Raw genomic sequence first — 18,322 nt, 5'->3', positions numbered from 1 at the left:
CAGAAATAAAAAAGCAGCTTCTCAGCTGCTTTCTCATTCAAACTTATTTCAATCTTATTTTAGATTTATACTCACTCTTGCAAAAAGGAAACGCCCGGCAACTCCAAATTGCTGTGCTCTCCTGGACCAGTCGAACCTTCCATCACTTCGGTTTCCAAACTCTGGCTCGGCTCTATCTGGATAAACATCAAAAAGGTTATTTGCACCTACGGTTAAAGTAAGTGACTCTGTAGCCTGGAATCCAACCGAAAGATCTGTAACCACCTTAGTACCAAAAACCTGTTGATTTTCAAGAATCGTAGTAGCTTCAGTTACTTCACCAAAATAAACATTTCTAAGAAAGACATTGAAATCTCCCGCAGTCAGGCTATTGGTAAGATTCACCTTGGTTCTTGGAACTGCTTCTTCCAGGTAAACACGGCTATCTTCCGGGAAATATGTATCCACAAGTCCTGCTCTTTCCAACACGTCTGACGCATTAATATCTCCTACCTTTTGCGTTTTAGACAGCGTTGCGGCAAGATCAGATTTTAAACTGAAGTTATCGTTAAAGATAGCTTTATGAGTTACAACCATATCTAAACCTTTAGATTCTGTATCAATTGCATTCGCAAAGAATGAAGCGGCTGTTGCATTTGCCTGCGCCAAAAGTCGATCTAATTCTGAATCGGTTCCAGGACCGGTGAATTGACCTGTGTAAACCACACGATCGTCTATAGCAACAAAATAACCATCAACGGTTAGAGATAGATTAGCATCCGGGATTTTTGCCGTAAAACCAAGGCTTATACTTTTTGAAGTTTCTTCCTTCAAAGCAGGAATACCCAATAATTGTGCTGCCCTGCTATCGTTAGAAAATGTACCTACTTCCTGAGGATTACCTTCATTATCAAAAATGGTTGAAGTTGAATTGAAATATAATTGGTGTAATGAAGGCGCTCTAAATCCTGTATTCGCCGCTCCCCTAATATTAATATTATCGGTTAACTTATATCTGGATGATAATTTAAAATTAAGGGTAGATCCAAAATCTGAATAATCTTCAAACCTGGTCGCAAATGTTGCCAGAAATCTTTCACTAAAATCTACCTCCAAATCAAAATATCCCGCTATACTACTACGCTCTCTGGATAATTCGTTCTTAGGGCTAAATCCAGGAAACACCTGAGAACCACCCGGCCTTGCACTTCCGAAAAAATCAAATGCAGGATCCTGGACTGCTCTAATAACCACATCTCCATCCTGAGTATATTGTTCATAAGAGCCTCTTTCACCAGCTTCAATTTCATAGTTCTCAAATCTATGTTCCGCTCCAAAGGCCACGTTCATACCAAGAAAAACTTCTTCATAGAACCTACTAATATCCAGGTTGGTTGTATTCTGAAGAAAAGAAAATCCTCCTGCATCAAATGCGGTTGGACTTGCTCTCTGCAAGGATGCATTGGAAGTATTCGAAATAAAATACTGGAATTCATTTTTCCCCCAGGTATTACTAAAATCTACCTCCCAATCGCTTATTTTACCTCTAACTCCAACTGCAATAGATTGATCCTTGATCTTAGAATTGATCTCCGGCAAAAATCCATTAATATAGATAGGAGTATATGTTCTACTCTGGTTTGGCAACCTGTAGAAACCAGCAGAATTACCCCTACGCGAGCTCATTCCTGCAAATGAATATAATTCGGTTCCTGCATCATCTAAAGGCAGGCTCATATTTGCAAAAAATCTACCACCTCGTAAAGCAGATTGTCCCACTCTCATGTTGAAATCTGTGCGCTCAAGGCCCCGGGCATTAAGCTCTTCCTGGGTAACATCAAGACCTAAAAGATCCTGTAAAGCTTCTCTGTCTGGAGCATTACCAATGTCATTTTGGAAGTCACTGCTGAAATAAGAAACATCCTGAGCAAATTCCTTGATCTGATCATCTGACAGGTTAGCAATATTAGCACCACTGTTTGCAGCACGAAATTCAATAGCATTATATGCATTGAATATAGTGCCCTCCCATTCTTTCATTCTATTATAATCCTCTCTATAATCAAAATCACCGGCAAAGGCTACATACCCGCCCTTTTCACCTAAAGAGATTCCATAGCTCGCGGCGACATTTACAGTCTCACCATCTACACCTCCGGTTTGTTCATTAGCATTTTTAGAAAAGTTTGCTCCGGTAGTAACGTTAAAACTCAGTTCATTGGTTCTATCTACCAGCACTATATTAATAACACCGGCAATAGCATCTGAACCGTACTGGGCAGCAGCTCCATCCCGTAATACTTCAATCCTTTTAATTGCTGAAGCAGGGATGGCATTTAAATCTGTTCCCACGCTACCTCTACCAAATGTTCCATTCACATTTATCAAAGAAGAGTTATGTCTTCTTTTTCCATTGATCAAAACCAAAACCTGATCTGGTCCCAGTCCTCTTAACGAAGCCGGATCTATATGATCTGTTCCATCTGAAATTGTTTGGGTATTCGAAGTAAAAGATGGTGCAACGTAATTCAGCATCTGGTTAAGGTTAACCTGTGGTACTGCCACGGTCATTTCCTGCACATCCAGTACATCTATGGGAACAGTAGATTCTACTACCGTTCTACTTGGATTTCTAGATCCTACAAGAACTACTTCACCAAGTGACATTCCAGAAACCATGGTAACATTAATTTCTTGCTGGTCTATTAATACCTCACGAGCATCATAACCAACAAAGGTAAATACCAGAGTTTGTCCCAATTCCGCCTCCAGGGAATAATTTCCATCAAAATCTGTACTGGTCCCGCGGTTTGTATCTTTTATGGCCACAGTAACCCCACCAAGAGGCTCAGAATTCTCATCAAGCACTACCCCACTTATAGTCTGGGCCTGTGCATGACCTAACCAACAAAAGAAAAACGATAAAATTAACAAGTAATAATTTTTCATATTTTATAAGGTTTGTTTTCTTAAATATATACTAATTATTTATGTTTTTTACTACAATTACTTCATTTTCAACATTTTGAACGTGACTAATACAGGGTTTTTTAATAATTAAAATGAGCTTTACACTTGTTTTTACCGCGCTTATAAATCTTATTAGTAAATGAAATTCTACTAATGATGTAGGCAGTTTTTAAATAAGTTTAAGGAAAAATAAGCTTCGGTTAATTTATCTTTGTTACTCAAACGGTTAAACAAAATCAACCGGTAGATATTTAAATAAAAATCCAGGATGATCAATAAAGAAAGACTCACCAACAAATTTATTAGCTACGTAAAAATCGACACTCAGAGTGATCCACATAGTGACTCCACACCCAGCACCGAGAAACAATGGAATCTTGCCAATAAACTAGTTGATGAACTAAAAGCCATAGGGCTTCAGGATGTTAGTATAGACGAAAATGCCTATGTGATGGCAACCTTGCCGGCTAATGTTCCACATGACGTTCCTGTTATTGGTTTTGTTTCACATTTTGATACCACCCCAGACTTTTCTGGGACCAATGTAAATCCACAGATCATTGAAAATTATGACGGGAAAGACATCATTCTTAATAAAGAAAAGAACATCATTCTTTCTCCGGATTATTTTGAAGATCTTGAACAATATAAAGGTCAGACATTAATAACCACAGATGGCACCACCTTACTAGGTGCCGATGATAAAGCCGGGATCACTGAGATCATGATGGCAATGGAATATCTTGTTGATAATCCTGAAATTCCTCACGGTAAAATCAGGATCTGCTTTACGCCAGATGAGGAAATTGGGAAAGGTGCCCATAAATTCGATGTGGAAAAATTCGGGGCTAAATGGGCTTACACCATGGATGGTAGCCAGATAGGTGAACTGGAATATGAAAATTTTAACGCCGCCCAGGCCATCGTACGGGTTGAAGGGAAAAGTGTACACCCAGGTTATGCGAAAGATAAAATGGTGAACAGTATGTATATCGCTCAGGATTTCATCAATTCTTTACCTAGATTAGAAACTCCCGAACATACTGAAGGCAGACAGGGATTCTTTCACTTAAGCAATATCAAAGGTGATGTTGAGGAGACAGTGATGGAATATATAATTAGAGATCATGACAAAACGCATTTTGAAGCCAGGAAACAAATGATGCAAGACCTGGTAAGCGATATTTGCTCTCAATATGGAAGAAATTGCATTAGCATTGAGATCAAAGACCAGTACTTTAATATGCGGGAAAAGGTGGAACCTGTGATGCATATCGTTGACCTTGCTGAAAAAGCTATGGAAGAAGTTGACGTGAAACCAATTATCAAACCTATTAGAGGTGGTACAGATGGTGCTCAATTAAGCTTTATGGGACTACCCTGTCCTAATATTTTTGCTGGAGGTCATAACTTTCACGGAAAATACGAATATGTACCTGTAGAAAGTATGCAGAAGGCCACCGAAGTTATTATTAAATTAGCAGAATTGACAGCTAAAAAATACGAGTAATTATAATCTAAAGATCATGCCTGTAAAGAATGTAGAAGAATATATTTCCTGCCATAAGCATTGGGAGGAAGAATTGAGACAACTACATGAAATGATCATTACTACAGATCTGGAACCTGCTATTAAATGGGGTGCACCAATTTATACCTTAGAGGGGAAAAATGTAGTTGGAATTGGAGCCTTTAAAAATCATTATGCTCTATGGTTCTTTAATGGTGCTCTCTTAAAAGAAAACACTTCCCTGCTGGTGAATGCTCAGGAAGGTAAGACCAAAGCACTTCGCCAGATCCGTTTTGAAAAAAGAGATGAAATTAGAACTTCAGCATTGCTACCTTATATACTGGAGGCTATTCAAAATCAGAAAGAAGGAAAGATAATTAAGCCAATAAAACAAAAAGAGCTTATCATACCTCCTGAACTTGCAAAGGCCTTTGATTCTGATCCTGAATTAAGGTCAGCTTTTAACAGGTTAACCCCAGGTAAACAGAGAGAATATGCCGAACATATTTCTAATGCCAAGAGAGAAACGACCAGGTTAAGCAGGTTAGAAAAAATCACTCCAATGATAAAGGGTGGCAGCGGCCTGCATGATAAATACAAAAATTGCTAAATAAAAAAAGCAGCTATTTCTAGCTGCTTTTTTTATTTAAAGTAGTGTCACCTACTTTGTTTCTTTTTCCTTCACAGGTTCATTTAGCTTCTTACTCATCTCCATAGAAATTGAAGAACGATCGAAAGTAATTTTTCCTGCTCCGGTTTCAATTACCACCGAATTATTTTTTTCGCTGAAATCTACAATCTTACCGTGCATACCACTTTTGGTAATCACCCGATCTCCTTTTTTGAGCTCGGCAGCAAAATTCTTTTCTTGTTTAGCTTTTTTCATTTGCGGGCGTATCATAAAAAAATACACCACCACAAACATTAAAATAATTGGTGCAAACTGTGTTAATTGATCCATATATGCTTTTAGCTAGCGTTTTCGTCAGCTTCTACAAAAGCTTTGATTTTAATTTGTTCTTTTCCTGATTCTGTATTTGCAGATACAGTAACTGTTTTAGTAACCTGCCCGTTTCCAGATCCATTGAACTTTACTAACATCTCCCCAGATTCACCCGGAGCGATAGTTTCATTTTTAGGATATGTTGGTACAGTACATCCACAAGAACTTGAAGCATTAGTAATTACCAATGGAGCGTTTCCTGTGTTTTCAAATTTAAAAACGTGCTCTACAGCCGTTCCTTTTGCGATATTTCCGAAATCGAATTCAGATTCCTCAAAAGTAATCTCTGGATACTGAGTTTCCTGAGCATCACGCTCTGCAGAAGCCTCAACATTCTCTGCTTTCACTTTGTCTGAAGCGTTATCTTTACATCCGGTGAACAGCATCGCCCCTACTGCTGCAAACATTAAAATTGTTTTTTTCATGGTGAAGTTTTTTGTTAAATTTCTAATTGATAAAATTAATAAAAATTCTGAACTACATAAGTCCTCTACCCGTTTTATTTAATTTATCGTCTGTTTGATATTCTTTTGATAATTTATCCAGTACTCCGTTAATAAAAATGCTACTCTTCGGCGTACTGTATTCTTTAGCAATTTCAAGATATTCGTTGATGGTAACCTTAACCGGAATACTAGTGAATTTCAGGAATTCACAGATAGCCATCTTTATAAGCACCATATCAACCTCGGCGATTCTGTCTTTATCCCAGTTTGGAGTTTTCCCAAGCATTTCTTCGGAAAGATCCTCATCATTGAGATAAGTTTTTCTAAAAAGCTTAACTGCAAATTCTTTGTCTTCTTCATTCTTGAAAAGCTGAGTGATCTTCTTCTCTCTTCCTGTAGACTCTTTAAGCTTTTGAAGGAATTTAAGAATTGCCGTATTCACTAACGGAAGATCGTCTAACCAGGTTAGCTTTTTATCTTCAAGATATTCGTAAAGCTTATCGTTAGGCGCGATGATCTCTTTAAAGATATGAATGATGAATTTCTTATCTTCATCAAAATCTCTATCCCTGGTTTCCATATATTCCTGGTAAGCAGTACTATTTCTCACCTCGCTCCAAATGATAGCAACATATTCGTCATCCTGTTTCCAGTGATTTATTTTATGTTTTTCCAGGGCGTTCTGGATGCTTTCATTTTCATTAAGGATTTGAATCACCTGATTATCCACAAATTTGCGGTTGGGATCTTTTTCTTCGCTGGTGGCTAGATGTTTTTGTTGTGATTTCTCCAGAAAGGATTCTGCATGTTCTCTTAGTTCGGTGATCAGACTTATTTGAAGCAGGAACAGATCATACATTTCCTGCATACTCTTTAGCAGGAATTTTTCTTCGGTAGCAAGGTTATCATTCTGGCTTTGGCTAAACGCGTAAAGCGATTGCATTACTTTAACCCTGATATGTCTTCTTGTCAACATAATTGTAAAAGAACTTTTAGAAAATTAGAAAGGGCGAAAGCATTTCACTTTCGCCCTGCAAAAATATCAATAAATTAGAACTGACTAATTTAAATTTTGATTTTTTCTATCCTCAATTCTCTGCCTTGCAATTTTTAAAGCTGCAAAATGAGTAGTGATGTCATCCTTAGATGCTTTCTCAAGAATTCTAAGAGTAGTATTATAGATATTTTCAGTCTTACGCATGATTTCCTGCTTGTCATAATTTTCAAGCTCAGCATAAACATTTATAATTCCACCAGCATTTATTAAGAAATCAGGTGCATATACAATCCCCTTTCTCTGTAAAATCTCTCCATGAGAAACCTCATCTGCTAACTGGTTATTAGCTGCACCGGCAATGATATCTACTTTAAGTCTTTCAATAGTTTCATCATTGATCGTAGCACCTAAAGCACATGGAGCATAAATATCCATATCAGCTCCATAAATATCTCTATCTGTAAAAATGTGAGCTCCGTATTTTTTACTTACTTCCTGTAGACGCTCTTCATTGATATCTGTAATAAACACTTCAGCTCCATCTCCAGTAAGAAATTCAACTAGTGTTTCTCCAACATGACCAATTCCCTGAACCAGCACTTTTTTACCTTCTAGATCGTCTGTTCCATATTTAAATTTAGCTGAAGCCTTAAGTCCCATAAATACACCGTAGGCAGTAATTGGAGACGGATTTCCAGATCCACCTTTAGATTCAGAAATTCCGGTTACATAAGGAGTCACTTCTCTTACGGTATCCATATCTGATGTTTCCATTCCTACATCTTCTGCAGTGATATATTTACCACCAAGAGAATGAACAAATTCACCAAATCTTTTCATTAGTGCTGGAGTCTTATCTTTCTTAGCATCTCCAATGATCACAGCTTTTCCTCCACCAAGATTTAGACCCGTGATCGCACTTTTAAATGTCATCCCTCTGGATAAACGCAAAACGTCGTTTACGGCCTCCCATTCACTGGTATAATTCCACATTCTGGTACCTCCTAACGCAGGTCCTAAAACAGTGTTATGAATACCAATAATTGCCTTTAAACCTGTATCTTTGTCGTTGCAAAAAACGATTTGCTCGTGATCATCAAACGACACCTGTCCGAATACCGGAGCAGACTTTTTTAGTTCTTTTGCATTTAGAACGTCAACTTGCATACCTGTTGAATTTTAAATTTTTCAGATTTTGAATTTGATCAAAAATCCATGGCAAAAATAATAATATTTTAAAAAACAAGGATTTAAAACGTGTTAAATTACAGAATCCTCAAAAATACCAAATACCACTGAATGAAAAACCTTCAGCATCTCAATAAATATTTTAAGAAATACAAGTGGCGATTATTAATTGGTCTAGTGATCACAATAGCGGCCAGGATCTTCGCCATCTACTACATTCCACTTATTGGAAAAAGCACGATTATCATTGAAAAATACATCAATGGTACGGTGACCGATATTGGTGTAGTGAAAAGCGAACTAGCCTACAATATTATGCTTATAGTCGGGACTACACTTCTATCAGCATTTTTCACCTTCCTTATGCGACAAACCTTTATTGTTGTTTCAAGGCATATGGAATATGATCTCAAAAATGAAGTTTTTCAACATTACCAGGATCTATCTCTTAATTTTTACAAAAAGAACCGAACCGGAGACCTAATGAACCGTATAAGTGAAGATGTCTCCAAGGTTAGATTATATCTGGGGCCAGCCATCATGTATAGTGTTACCACATTCACTTCTACCGTGGTAGTACTTATATTCATGCTTCAGGCCGCTCCAAAACTTACCCTTTACACGGTAATTCCATTACCAATTCTGGCATTTTCGATATATAAACTAAGTGTAGCCATTCACCAGAGAAGCACTGTAGTCCAGCAATACCTATCAAAGCTTAATACCTTTACCCAGGAAAGTTTCAGCGGAATAGCCGTGATTAAATCCTATGGAATTGAACCTCAGACCAATGCTAATTTCACCGATCTTTCCAACGGAAGTCGGGATAAGAACATAGACCTGGTTAAAGTGCAGGCTTTCTTTTTCCCATTAATGGTTTTACTCATAGGGATAAGTAATATTATCGTGATCTATTTTGGCGGAAGGCAGATCATTTCTGGAGAGATCGAGAATATAGATGTACTTGTGGAATTCATTCTGTATGTTAATATGCTTACCTGGCCTGTGGCCTCTATAGGATGGGTAACATCACTTGTGCAACAGGCAGAAGCCTCCCAGGAAAGAATCAATGAGTTCTTGAGTGAAAAGCCGGAGATCACTAATCCAAGGTCTGAACCCGATGAAGTGAATGGAAGTATTGAATTCAAAAATGTGAGTTTCACCTATGATGATACTAACATTACGGCTCTAAAAAATGTGTCTTTCAGTGTTCAGAAGGGAGAAACACTGGCCATTATTGGTAAGACAGGATCCGGAAAATCTACTATTCTTGAACTCATCGGGAGATTATACGATATAGATAATGGTGAAATATTGATAGATGACCGGCATATAGATAAGCTGAATCTGGATAGCCTAAGAGAAAGTATAGGTTATGTTCCTCAGGATGCATTCCTTTTTAGTGATAGCATTAGGAATAATATCAAATTCGGAAAAACGGAAGCTACTGAAGAAGAAATCATCAAAGCTGCTAAAAATGCATCGGTCCATAAAAACATAATGGGCTTTAGTAAAGGTTATGATACTGTACTGGGAGAACGAGGGATCACCCTTTCTGGTGGTCAGAAACAGCGTGTTTCTATTGCCAGGGCGATAATTCACGATCCTGAGATCCTACTTTTTGACGACTGTCTTTCGGCAGTTGATACAGAAACAGAAGAGGAAATTCTAAATAATCTATTTGAAATCTCTAAAAATAAGACGACCATTATTGTAAGCCATAGAATTTCTTCAGCTAAAAATGCAGATAAGATAATAATCCTTGAAGACGGGCAAATAGTGCAGGAAGGCACACATGAACAGCTATTGAATACCCAAGGATATTACAAAGAACTCTACGCAAAACAGCTAAATGAAAAAGAAATGTGAAAATTTTTTGTTAGATGTTAAAAATTTTTAGATTTTTGAGCTCGACAATAACAAACCATTAAAGAATCTATTTATATGAGCGACAAGGGAATGATGGAGAAAGAAGAAATATTCTCTAAAGTTTTAAGAGCGGGAAGAAGAACTTACTTTTTTGATGTGAGATCTACCCGAGCTGATGATTATTACCTTACCATCACCGAAAGTAAAAAGTTCACGAATGATGACGGTTCTTTCTATTACAAAAAACACAAGATCTACCTTTATAAAGAAGATTTTGATGGTTTTAGAGAGATCCTGGAAGAAATGACAAACTTTATCATCAATGAAAAAGGTGAAGAAGTAATAAGTGAACGTCATCAGAAAGATTTCAAAAAAGAATATGAAGATGATGATTCAGAAAATGCTTCTAAATCGTCTACTGCAGAGAAGTTTACCGATGTAAGTTTCGACGACATATAACGAACAATACTATCAGCTATTTAAAAACCGTCCCATTTCAGGACGGTTTTTTTTATCTTAGGTTTTTCAAAATTCACCATAATGCGTAACATTTTTAGCTTCTTACTATTACTATTCTTTTTCTTTACCCAGGCTCAGGAAGAAAATATCTCTATGGAATATTATCTCCCGGCAGATATTTCTTATAATCCTGAAATTCCCACTCCCCAGGAAGTTATAGGTTTTATTCCTGGAGAATGGCATGTTAGCCACGATCGACTTGTAATGTATATGCAAAAACTGGCAGATGTCTCGCCTCGTATTCAAATAGAAAACAGAGGTTTCACCTATGAAGGCAGACAACTGGTTTTACTAACGGTATCTTCAGAAGAAAACCTGGCCAACCTGGAAGAGATAAGAAAAAAGCATGTTTCTCTTGTTGAAAAGGATTCAGAATCATTGAATACCGAAGAAATGCCCATTGTGATTAACCAGGGATTTTCTATTCACGGTAATGAAGCCAGCGGATCTAACGCTGCTTTATTGTATGCCTATTACCTGGCAGCAGCTGAAGGTGAAGAGATCGAAGAAACACTGAAAAATACCATAATTCTTTTAGATCCTTCTTTTAATCCTGATGGTTTACAAAGATTTGCATATTGGGCAAATACAAATAAGAGCAAAAATATCAACCCAGATCCACAGGACAGGGAATACAGCGAGGTTTGGCCCGGCGGAAGAACAAACCATTACTGGTTCGACATGAACCGTGACTGGCTACCTGTACAATTACCGGAATCCCAGGCAAGAATTGCTACGTTTCATAACTGGTATCCAAACATCCTTACAGATCATCACGAAATGGGATCTAATTCCACTTTCTTTTTTCAACCCGGAATTCCTTCAAGGACTCATCCTTTAACTCCGCAATTAAATCAAGATCTAACCAAAGAGATAGGAACGTACCATGCTGAAGCATTAGATGAAATTGGATCACTTTACTATACTGAAGAGAACTATGATGATTTTTATTATGGTAAAGGTTCTACTTTTCCCGATATTAATGGAAGTGTAGGAATTCTTTTCGAGCAGGGAAGTTCCAGAGGACATGCGCAGGAAACCGAAAACGGACTTTTAACCTTTCCGTTCACTATAAGAAATCAATTCACGGCGGCTCTTTCTACCTTAGAAGCCTCTCAGCAAATGAGAACAGAACTTTTAGATTATCAGCGAAATTTCTTTAAGGAATCAAGAGAATCTGCCAAATCTGGAGCTTACGCCTTTGGAAGCTCAAAAGATCCCGTGAGCGCTTATAAACTGGCTGAAATTTTAAAAAGACATCAGATAGAGATCCATGAAGTAGCCCAGGATTTTTCTGAAAATGGAGGGAACTTCAAAAAAGGATCTGCTTATATAGTACCAAAAAATCAAAGACAATACAGGCTCCTTAAAGCGATGTTCGAGAGAAGAACAGAATTTCGAGATAGTTTGTTCTATGATATTTCTGCATGGACCTTTCCTTTAGCCTTCAATCTTGACTTTACAGAGGAAGCTTCGTTGAAAAATACCGGAGAAAAGATAAACGATCTCAAAATGCCTTCGCCTGAACTTCCTAACGCAAGTGATTATGCCTATTTATTGAACTGGAATAATTACATGGCTCCGAAGGCTTTGAATAAAATTCTGGAAAAAGATCTTAGAGCGAAAGTTGCCATGGAAGATTTCTGGCTGGAAGGGGAAAACTATGGACATGGAACCATCATGATCCCTGTTCAAAACCAAAAACTGGATAAATCAGAATTACACGAATTTCTGAAAAGAGTTTCAGAAGAAAGCGGAGTAGAGATCTCGGCAATTCAAACTGGAATGACCAGGGGAATTAACCTGGGAAGTAATCAATTCAGAGGTTTAAAACGGCAAAAAGTAGCGTTAATTGTTGGAGGAAATATTACTCCATATGATGCTGGTGAGATCTGGCATTTATTTGACCAGCGCTATGACATGAAGATCACAAAAATCGATGTTCGTGACCTGTCTGGTACTGATCTTAGCAAGTATACAGACATTATTTTACCTTCTGCCTGGGGAAGTGGCCTTGCTAAAGAACATGCCACAAAACTTAAGAAATGGACCAAAGAAGGCGGAACGATCATCGCTTATAGAAATGCGGTAAACTGGATGAAAAAGAACGACTTCATTAAGTTTGAAACCAAGGAAAATAAGATCACTGCGAAGGATATAAGTTTTGGAGATCGCGGAGATTTTAGAGGTGCACAGGGAATTGGAGGCGCAATTTTTGAAGTTGAACTGGATCGCACTCACCCCATAGCCTTTGGTTATGACGATAAGAAGATCGCGATGTTTAGAAATACAACCATATTCATGGAAGCCGATGAACAGAGCTATAATAATCCTATTCAATATACTGAAAAGCCACTGCTAAGTGGTTATATAAGTAAACCAAATCTTGATTCTATCGCTAAAACAGTTCCCTTTAAACACGAAAGTTTAGGACGTGGTGAGGTTATGCTCTTTACAGATAATACCAATTTTAGAGCATTCTGGTACGGCACAAACAAACTACTAATGAATGCGATTTTCTTTGGAGATGAAATGTAAAAAGTCAAAATTGGATGATCAGGTATTTACAACCTGATCATCCAATCAATGAACCATTTGGCACTTTTTGACCGGGAGACAACAAAACAACATCTTTATTTTCTCCTAATACTCCAAGAACCAAACATTCACTTTTAAAACCTGCGATCCTCTTTACAGGAAAATTAACTACTGCAACGATCTGTCTTCCCGGTAATTCTTCAAGGGTATATCTCCTGGTGATCTGCGCAGACGATTTCTTCTCTCCTATTTCTTCACCAAAATCTATGACTAATTTATAAGCAGGATTTCTAGCTTCAGGAAATTCTTCCACAGAAAGAATAGTTCCTGTTCTCATTTCCAACTTTTCAAAATCCTTCCATTCTATCTCTTTCATCTTATTATTTTAAAAGGAACAAATTAGCCAATATTCAGCATTAATATTTAATTTTAAAGAAAAAGATGTCACTTACACCATCTAATACGATAGCTCTTGGAACCGAGGCCCCAGATTTTAAATTAATGGACACTATTACAGATCATCTAATCACCCTGGAAGAGGTAAAGGGTGAACGCGGAACGGTGATCATGTTCATCTGCAATCACTGTCCATTTGTAAAACATGTAAATGAAGAAATGGTACATATTGCAAATGAATACAGACAGTTAGGTTTTGGATTCGCCGGTATTATGAGCAATGATATTAAGAAATACCCACAGGATAGCCCGGAGATGATGAAAGAACATGCCGCGAAGCATCAATATTCTTTCCCATATTTATTCGATGGCACTCAGGAGATAGCAAAAGCCTATGACGCAGCCTGTACCCCTGATTTTTATCTATTCGATGCTGAATTAAAACTTATATATCATGGTCAGCTTGATGATAGTCGTCCCGGCAACGGAATTCATTCTAATGGCAGGGACCTTAGGGAAGCCATGGATGCTGTATTAAATAACCGAAAAGTTAACGAGGATCAAAAGCCCAGCATAGGTTGCAATATTAAATGGAGAGAATGATTTAACCTTTGCTTAATTCCCAGCCTCCTTTAAAATGATTAAATTTAAGTCAGGAAACGCCTCCCGGATTTTTATTTTTTAACCATTAAATTTTAAAACTATGAGTGAATTAAAACTTGGAGATAAAGCTCCTAATTTTGACGCTGAAACTTCAGAAGGAAAGATCAATTTTTACGACTACCTCGGAGATAGCTGGGGAATACTTTTTTCTCATCCTGCAGATTACACCCCAGTTTGCACTACCGAGCTGGGAACAGTTGCAAATTATAAGGCAAAATTTGAAAAACGGAACGTTAAAGTCATGGCACTGAGTGTAGACGGGCTGGAATCGCATAAAGGCTGGATAAAGGATATTAACGAGACTCAGAACACCACCGTTAATTTTCCGATTATCGCAGATGAAGACAGAAAAGTTTCAGATCTCTACGGTATGATACACCCAAAAGCTGATGACACGTTAACCGTTCGGTCAGTCTTTGTGATCGCACCAGATAAAAGCATAAAAATGACGCTTACTTATCCGGCCAGCACCGGTAGAAATTTTGACGAATTAATCAGGGTCATAGATTCTCTGCAGTTAACAGCATATAATAAGGTGGCAACACCTGCAAACTGGAAAAATGGGGAAGATGTAGTTATAAGCCCTTCAGTTTCTAATGAGGAAGCAGACAAAATGTTCCCTAAGGGTTATAAGGAAATTAGACCTTATTTACGAATGACTCCGGAACCGGAATTGAATAACTGATTGATGTATACCTGTTTTCTGTTTTAAAAGATTTTCCGCTGAATATGATTTTGCTGCTCATTGGAATGATATTCTGAAATAAGTTCAGAATAACCTCCATTTTTAATTCAGGATACATCACTAACAAACGAAGCTAATTTTAAACATTTATAAAAGAAAAGGCTGGTGATCACCAGCCTTTTCTTTTTAATAGATTATGCAAATGCGCGTAATGATGTCTACTGTGCCAGGAATAATGCCCCAGCCCTTCTTTTAAAGTAAATCTATATCCTGTTTCTGGATGAACATATGTTTTCTCAAAATCTGAATTACTCATATTTTCTAATAATATCACCCATTTTCCATGCAATGCACTAATAAGGTCCAGCGATATTTCAACCGGAGCAAGTTTTGTATCATATAATTCTGCAAAAGCTTTTTCATCATAAGCCTTTATGGTTGGTTCGTCTTCTGTCAAAGCCCATTTAAAACGTAATAAGGCGCTCAAATGACTGTCTGCAATATGATGAACCAATTGTTTTAAAGTCCAGCCCTCCGGCCGGTATGGGGTGTCTAGTTGTTCTTTGGAAAGTGGCTGAACCGCCTGTTTGAGTTTATAAGGCAATTCACTAATATCTGTGATCCATTTTTTTAAATGGTCTGAAGAAATTTGTTCAGGAATTTCAGATTTCCCGATCGGATATTTTAATAATTCTAGATCTTCTTCTGTAGTCATTCCTAAAATTAAAAAAACGCGCTGAACATTCAGCGCGTTTTATCATTATATTATAACAGTTCTCTTATGAAACTTACTCAACATCATCATGCTGAACATATTTCAACATCTGCTCAAATTGCTTTTGAGAGCATGATACAATTTCAGGATAAGGAATATTTTATAATTAATGCCGATTATTTCACATCCATTAATTCAACATCGAAAATAAGAACGGCATTTGGAGGAATCACTCCACCAGCTCCTCTTTCACCATATCCTAAATGAGATGGAATTACCATTCTTGCCTTATCTCCAACCTGAAGTAACTGGATACCTTCATCCCATCCCGGGATCACATGACCAACTCCAACTGGAAATTCTAAGGGCTTGTTTCTTTTATATGAAGAATCGAAAACAGTCCCATCTGCAAGCTGACCTTTATAATGCACAGATACATTCTTGCCTTTTTCAGCCTGTACACCATCACCTTTATTAATGATCTGGTAACGAAGACCGCTTTCTGTTTTTTCAAAGCCTGTGGCAAGCTTATCTAATTCAGCTTCAGCTTTCTTTTTCGCCTCTTCCTCTCTTTTTTCCTTTTCAGAATTGAAATCCTGAAAAGCTTTAGCAGCATCAAAATTTTCAGCATCGCTTCCTTCACGAACGATCTCCACTTTTTCAAGTTTATCACCCTGCTGAATCTTATCTACTACTTCCTGACCTTCTACTACATTTCCAAAAACAGTATGTTTACCGTCTAACCATGGAGTTTCAACGTGTGTGATAAAAAACTGACTACCGTTAGTTCCAGGACCAGCATTGGCCATAGAAAGTTTACCGGGAGCATCGTGTTTAAGTTCAGGATGAATTTCGTCTTCAAACTGATACCCAGGTCCACCAGCACCGGTTCCCTGAGGATCTCCACCCTGCACCATGAAATCTGGAATTACACGGTGAAATTTTAATCCGTCGTAATATGGTTCACCAGCCGCTTTTGGTTCGTTTTCTATTTTCCCTTCTGCCAGGCCAACAAAGTTACCTACTGTTCCGGGAGTTTTTTCGTATTCCAATGCTACCAAAATCTCTCCTTTAGAGGTATGGAATTTTGCATATAATCCGTCGTTCATTTTTATTTTTTTTGATCAGGTGCAAAGATACCCAGATTAATTTTTATAGACCTGCTCACCGTTTACAAAAGTTGAGATCACCTTTGTTTCTGGCACACTATCAATTTCTACTTCCATTATATCACGATCTAGCATTACAAAATCTGCAAATTTCCCTGCTTCTATACTTCCTTTTTCATTTTCTTCAAAATTTGCATAAGCTGCCCAGATCGTCATTCCTTTTAAAGTCTCTTCTCTACTTAATGCCTGATCTTTCATAAAGCCGTCTTCAGGATAGTTCTCTGTATCCTGACGATCTACCGCGGCATAAAATGTAAGGAATGGATTTACCTGTTCTACAGGAAAATCGGTTCCCAAAGCAACCACACCAGCCTGATCCAGTAATTTTTTGAAGGCATAGGCACCTTTTACTCTATCTGCACCCAATCTGTCTTCAGCCCAATACATATCGCTGGTAGCATGAGTTGGCTGAACAGATGGTATTATATTTTTACTGAAATACTTAAAATCTTCAGGCGATATTACCTGTGAATGTTCTACTCGCCAGCGACGCCCGTCCCCTTTACCTAATAAAGAATCATAGGTTTTAAGCACCAGATAGTTGGCAGAATCTCCAATGGCATGCGTGTTCATTTGATATTCAGACTTTGCGATACGCTCAGCTGTTTTCTTGAATTCTGAAACCGGAGAAAGTAAGGCTCCAAAATGACCTGACCTATCTGAATACTCTTCTTTTAAAGCTGCACCTCGAGATCCCAAAGCTCCGTCGCCATAGAACTTTACTGATCGTACATTTAATCTATCGGTTTTATAAGGTTTCTTATCCAGGTAATAATCCAGGTTTTCTTTAGTATTTGAGATCATTGCATACAGCCTGATCTTTAATTTATCTGATTTATTCAAACTATCAATCATCTCAATAATCTCTCTATCTATACCGGCATCTACTACGGTGGTTAGACCATAGCTAAAACAAATATCCTGAGCATCCATCAATGACTCTACCTTGGTATTTCGATTTGTTTCATCTGTGATCTTTTCTATAAGCAACATAGGATTATCCACGAGGATACCGGTTAATTTTCCATTTTTCTGTTCGATATCCCCACCTTGAAATTTGGTTTCGGTATTAATATTTGCTTTATCTAAAGCAGCCTGATTTACTAGCATGGCATGGCCATCTATCCTAGTTACCGCCACTGGCGTATCTGGGAATAATCTGTCTAGCGTATCTTTTACTGGAAATTCCTTTTCTTCCCAATCGTTCTGATCCCATCCTCTACCTACGATAAAGTCCACACCGTTATTCTGTTGAAATTCCACTATTCTAACAACTACCTCATCAAAACTTTTAGTCCCGGTAAGATCAACACGCTGTTGTTGCATTCCAAGGCCGTAAAAATGGGCATGACCATCTATAAATCCCGGGTATACCGCCTTACCTTCTGCATCTATACTTTCTTTAGATTCATATTTATCCTGAATATCCTGAGATGTTCCTACTTCCAGAAATTTTCCATCTTTTACTACGAAGGCCTCAACTTTTCCGAACTGGTCATCAACAGTATAGACATTAGCGTTATAAACAATAAGATCGACCTGTTCTTTATTGCCACCACAGGAGGTGATCAACAAACTCAAGACAAGCAGCATAGCTATTCTTTTCATATATCAAATTTTAGAGCCTCAAATTCCGATTTTTCTTCGGATTAGAAAAATACCTTTGATATTATCT

The 18,322-nt window shown here is 37.7% G+C and carries 16 protein-coding genes; 7 read left to right on the top strand and 9 right to left on the bottom strand.

The genetic code is table 11. The features are described from left to right. Nucleotides 1-54: 54 nt before the first annotated feature. Nucleotides 55-2,928, bottom strand: coding sequence for a TonB-dependent receptor (locus G530_RS0106590; RefSeq protein ID WP_026933779.1), 2,874 nt, complete (start codon nucleotides 2,926-2,928; stop codon nucleotides 55-57). A gap of 289 nt (nucleotides 2,929-3,217) precedes the next feature. Between G530_RS0106590 and pepT the strand changes: the two genes are divergently transcribed. Both pepT and G530_RS0106580 read left to right on the top strand, forming a co-directional pair. Continuing rightward, nucleotides 3,218-4,459 (top strand): peptidase T, encoded by a 1,242-nt coding sequence (pepT, locus tag G530_RS0106585; protein ID WP_026933778.1) that lies wholly within the window; start codon nucleotides 3,218-3,220, stop codon nucleotides 4,457-4,459. A 16-nt stretch (nucleotides 4,460-4,475) separates the two neighbouring features. After that, nucleotides 4,476-5,069 (top strand): YdeI/OmpD-associated family protein, encoded by a 594-nt coding sequence (locus G530_RS0106580; RefSeq protein ID WP_026933777.1) that lies wholly within the window; start codon nucleotides 4,476-4,478, stop codon nucleotides 5,067-5,069. 51 nt (nucleotides 5,070-5,120) lie between these two features. Here G530_RS0106580 and yajC read toward each other — a convergent pair whose 3' ends face one another. The 4 genes from yajC to G530_RS0106560 form a co-directional block, all read right to left on the bottom strand. Next, nucleotides 5,121-5,420, bottom strand: a complete 300-nt coding sequence (gene yajC, locus G530_RS0106575) for a preprotein translocase subunit YajC (protein WP_026933776.1) — start codon at nucleotides 5,418-5,420, stop codon at nucleotides 5,121-5,123. Between the two features lie 8 nt (nucleotides 5,421-5,428). Continuing rightward, a complete protein-coding gene (locus G530_RS0106570) occupies nucleotides 5,429-5,887 on the bottom strand; it encodes a DUF1573 domain-containing protein (protein ID WP_026933775.1) in 459 nt (152 codons plus the stop codon). Nucleotides 5,888-5,939: 52 nt separating this feature from the next. Further along, nucleotides 5,940-6,884 (bottom strand): transcription antitermination factor NusB, encoded by a 945-nt coding sequence (gene nusB / locus G530_RS0106565; RefSeq protein WP_026933774.1) that lies wholly within the window; start codon nucleotides 6,882-6,884, stop codon nucleotides 5,940-5,942. 84 nt (nucleotides 6,885-6,968) lie between these two features. Beyond that, nucleotides 6,969-8,072, bottom strand: coding sequence for a Glu/Leu/Phe/Val family dehydrogenase (locus G530_RS0106560; RefSeq protein ID WP_026933773.1), 1,104 nt, complete (start codon nucleotides 8,070-8,072; stop codon nucleotides 6,969-6,971). Between the two features lie 132 nt (nucleotides 8,073-8,204). On the opposite strand from G530_RS0106560, the gene G530_RS0106555 reads away from it, so the two are divergent. From G530_RS0106555 to G530_RS0106545, 3 genes are all read left to right on the top strand, one after another. Next, nucleotides 8,205-9,962, top strand: a complete 1,758-nt coding sequence (locus G530_RS0106555; protein ID WP_026933772.1) for an ABC transporter ATP-binding protein — start codon at nucleotides 8,205-8,207, stop codon at nucleotides 9,960-9,962. A 75-nt stretch (nucleotides 9,963-10,037) separates the two neighbouring features. Next, nucleotides 10,038-10,421: a PUR family DNA/RNA-binding protein gene (locus G530_RS0106550; protein WP_026933771.1), complete on the top strand. Its 384-nt coding sequence runs from the start codon at nucleotides 10,038-10,040 to the stop codon at nucleotides 10,419-10,421. 81 nt (nucleotides 10,422-10,502) lie between these two features. Continuing rightward, nucleotides 10,503-13,019: a M14 family zinc carboxypeptidase gene (locus tag G530_RS0106545; RefSeq protein WP_026933770.1), complete on the top strand. Its 2,517-nt coding sequence runs from the start codon at nucleotides 10,503-10,505 to the stop codon at nucleotides 13,017-13,019. A 37-nt stretch (nucleotides 13,020-13,056) separates the two neighbouring features. Here the strand turns inward: G530_RS0106545 and G530_RS0106540 are convergent, their stop codons facing one another. Beyond that, nucleotides 13,057-13,395 (bottom strand): tRNA-binding protein, encoded by a 339-nt coding sequence (locus G530_RS0106540; RefSeq protein WP_026933769.1) that lies wholly within the window; start codon nucleotides 13,393-13,395, stop codon nucleotides 13,057-13,059. A gap of 65 nt (nucleotides 13,396-13,460) precedes the next feature. Between G530_RS0106540 and G530_RS0106535 the strand changes: the two genes are divergently transcribed. Together G530_RS0106535 and G530_RS0106530 are read left to right on the top strand one after the other, a co-directional pair. After that, a complete protein-coding gene (locus tag G530_RS0106535; RefSeq protein ID WP_026933768.1) occupies nucleotides 13,461-14,018 on the top strand; it encodes a thioredoxin family protein in 558 nt (185 codons plus the stop codon). A gap of 100 nt (nucleotides 14,019-14,118) precedes the next feature. Continuing rightward, on the top strand, nucleotides 14,119-14,763 hold the full coding sequence (locus tag G530_RS0106530) for a peroxiredoxin (RefSeq protein ID WP_026933767.1): 645 nt from the start codon (nucleotides 14,119-14,121) through the stop codon (nucleotides 14,761-14,763). Nucleotides 14,764-14,932: 169 nt separating this feature from the next. Here the strand turns inward: G530_RS0106530 and G530_RS0106525 are convergent, their stop codons facing one another. The 3 genes from G530_RS0106525 to G530_RS0106515 form a co-directional block, all read right to left on the bottom strand. Then, the gene (locus tag G530_RS0106525) at nucleotides 14,933-15,478 is read right to left on the bottom strand and encodes a YfiT family bacillithiol transferase (protein WP_026933766.1); all 546 of its coding nucleotides are present in this window, start codon (nucleotides 15,476-15,478) and stop codon (nucleotides 14,933-14,935) included. 176 nt (nucleotides 15,479-15,654) lie between these two features. Beyond that, nucleotides 15,655-16,587: a peptidylprolyl isomerase gene (locus tag G530_RS0106520; protein WP_026933765.1), complete on the bottom strand. Its 933-nt coding sequence runs from the start codon at nucleotides 16,585-16,587 to the stop codon at nucleotides 15,655-15,657. Between the two features lie 36 nt (nucleotides 16,588-16,623). Next, nucleotides 16,624-18,255, bottom strand: coding sequence for an amidohydrolase (locus G530_RS0106515; RefSeq protein WP_026933764.1), 1,632 nt, complete (start codon nucleotides 18,253-18,255; stop codon nucleotides 16,624-16,626). Nucleotides 18,256-18,322 lie beyond the last annotated feature (67 nt).

This window comes from Christiangramia echinicola DSM 19838, from assembly GCF_000423065.1.
Classification (GTDB): Bacteria; Bacteroidota; Bacteroidia; order Flavobacteriales; family Flavobacteriaceae; genus Christiangramia; species Christiangramia echinicola.
Note: the sequence above shows the minus strand (reverse complement) of the source record. Positions and strands in the feature narration are given on the sequence as shown.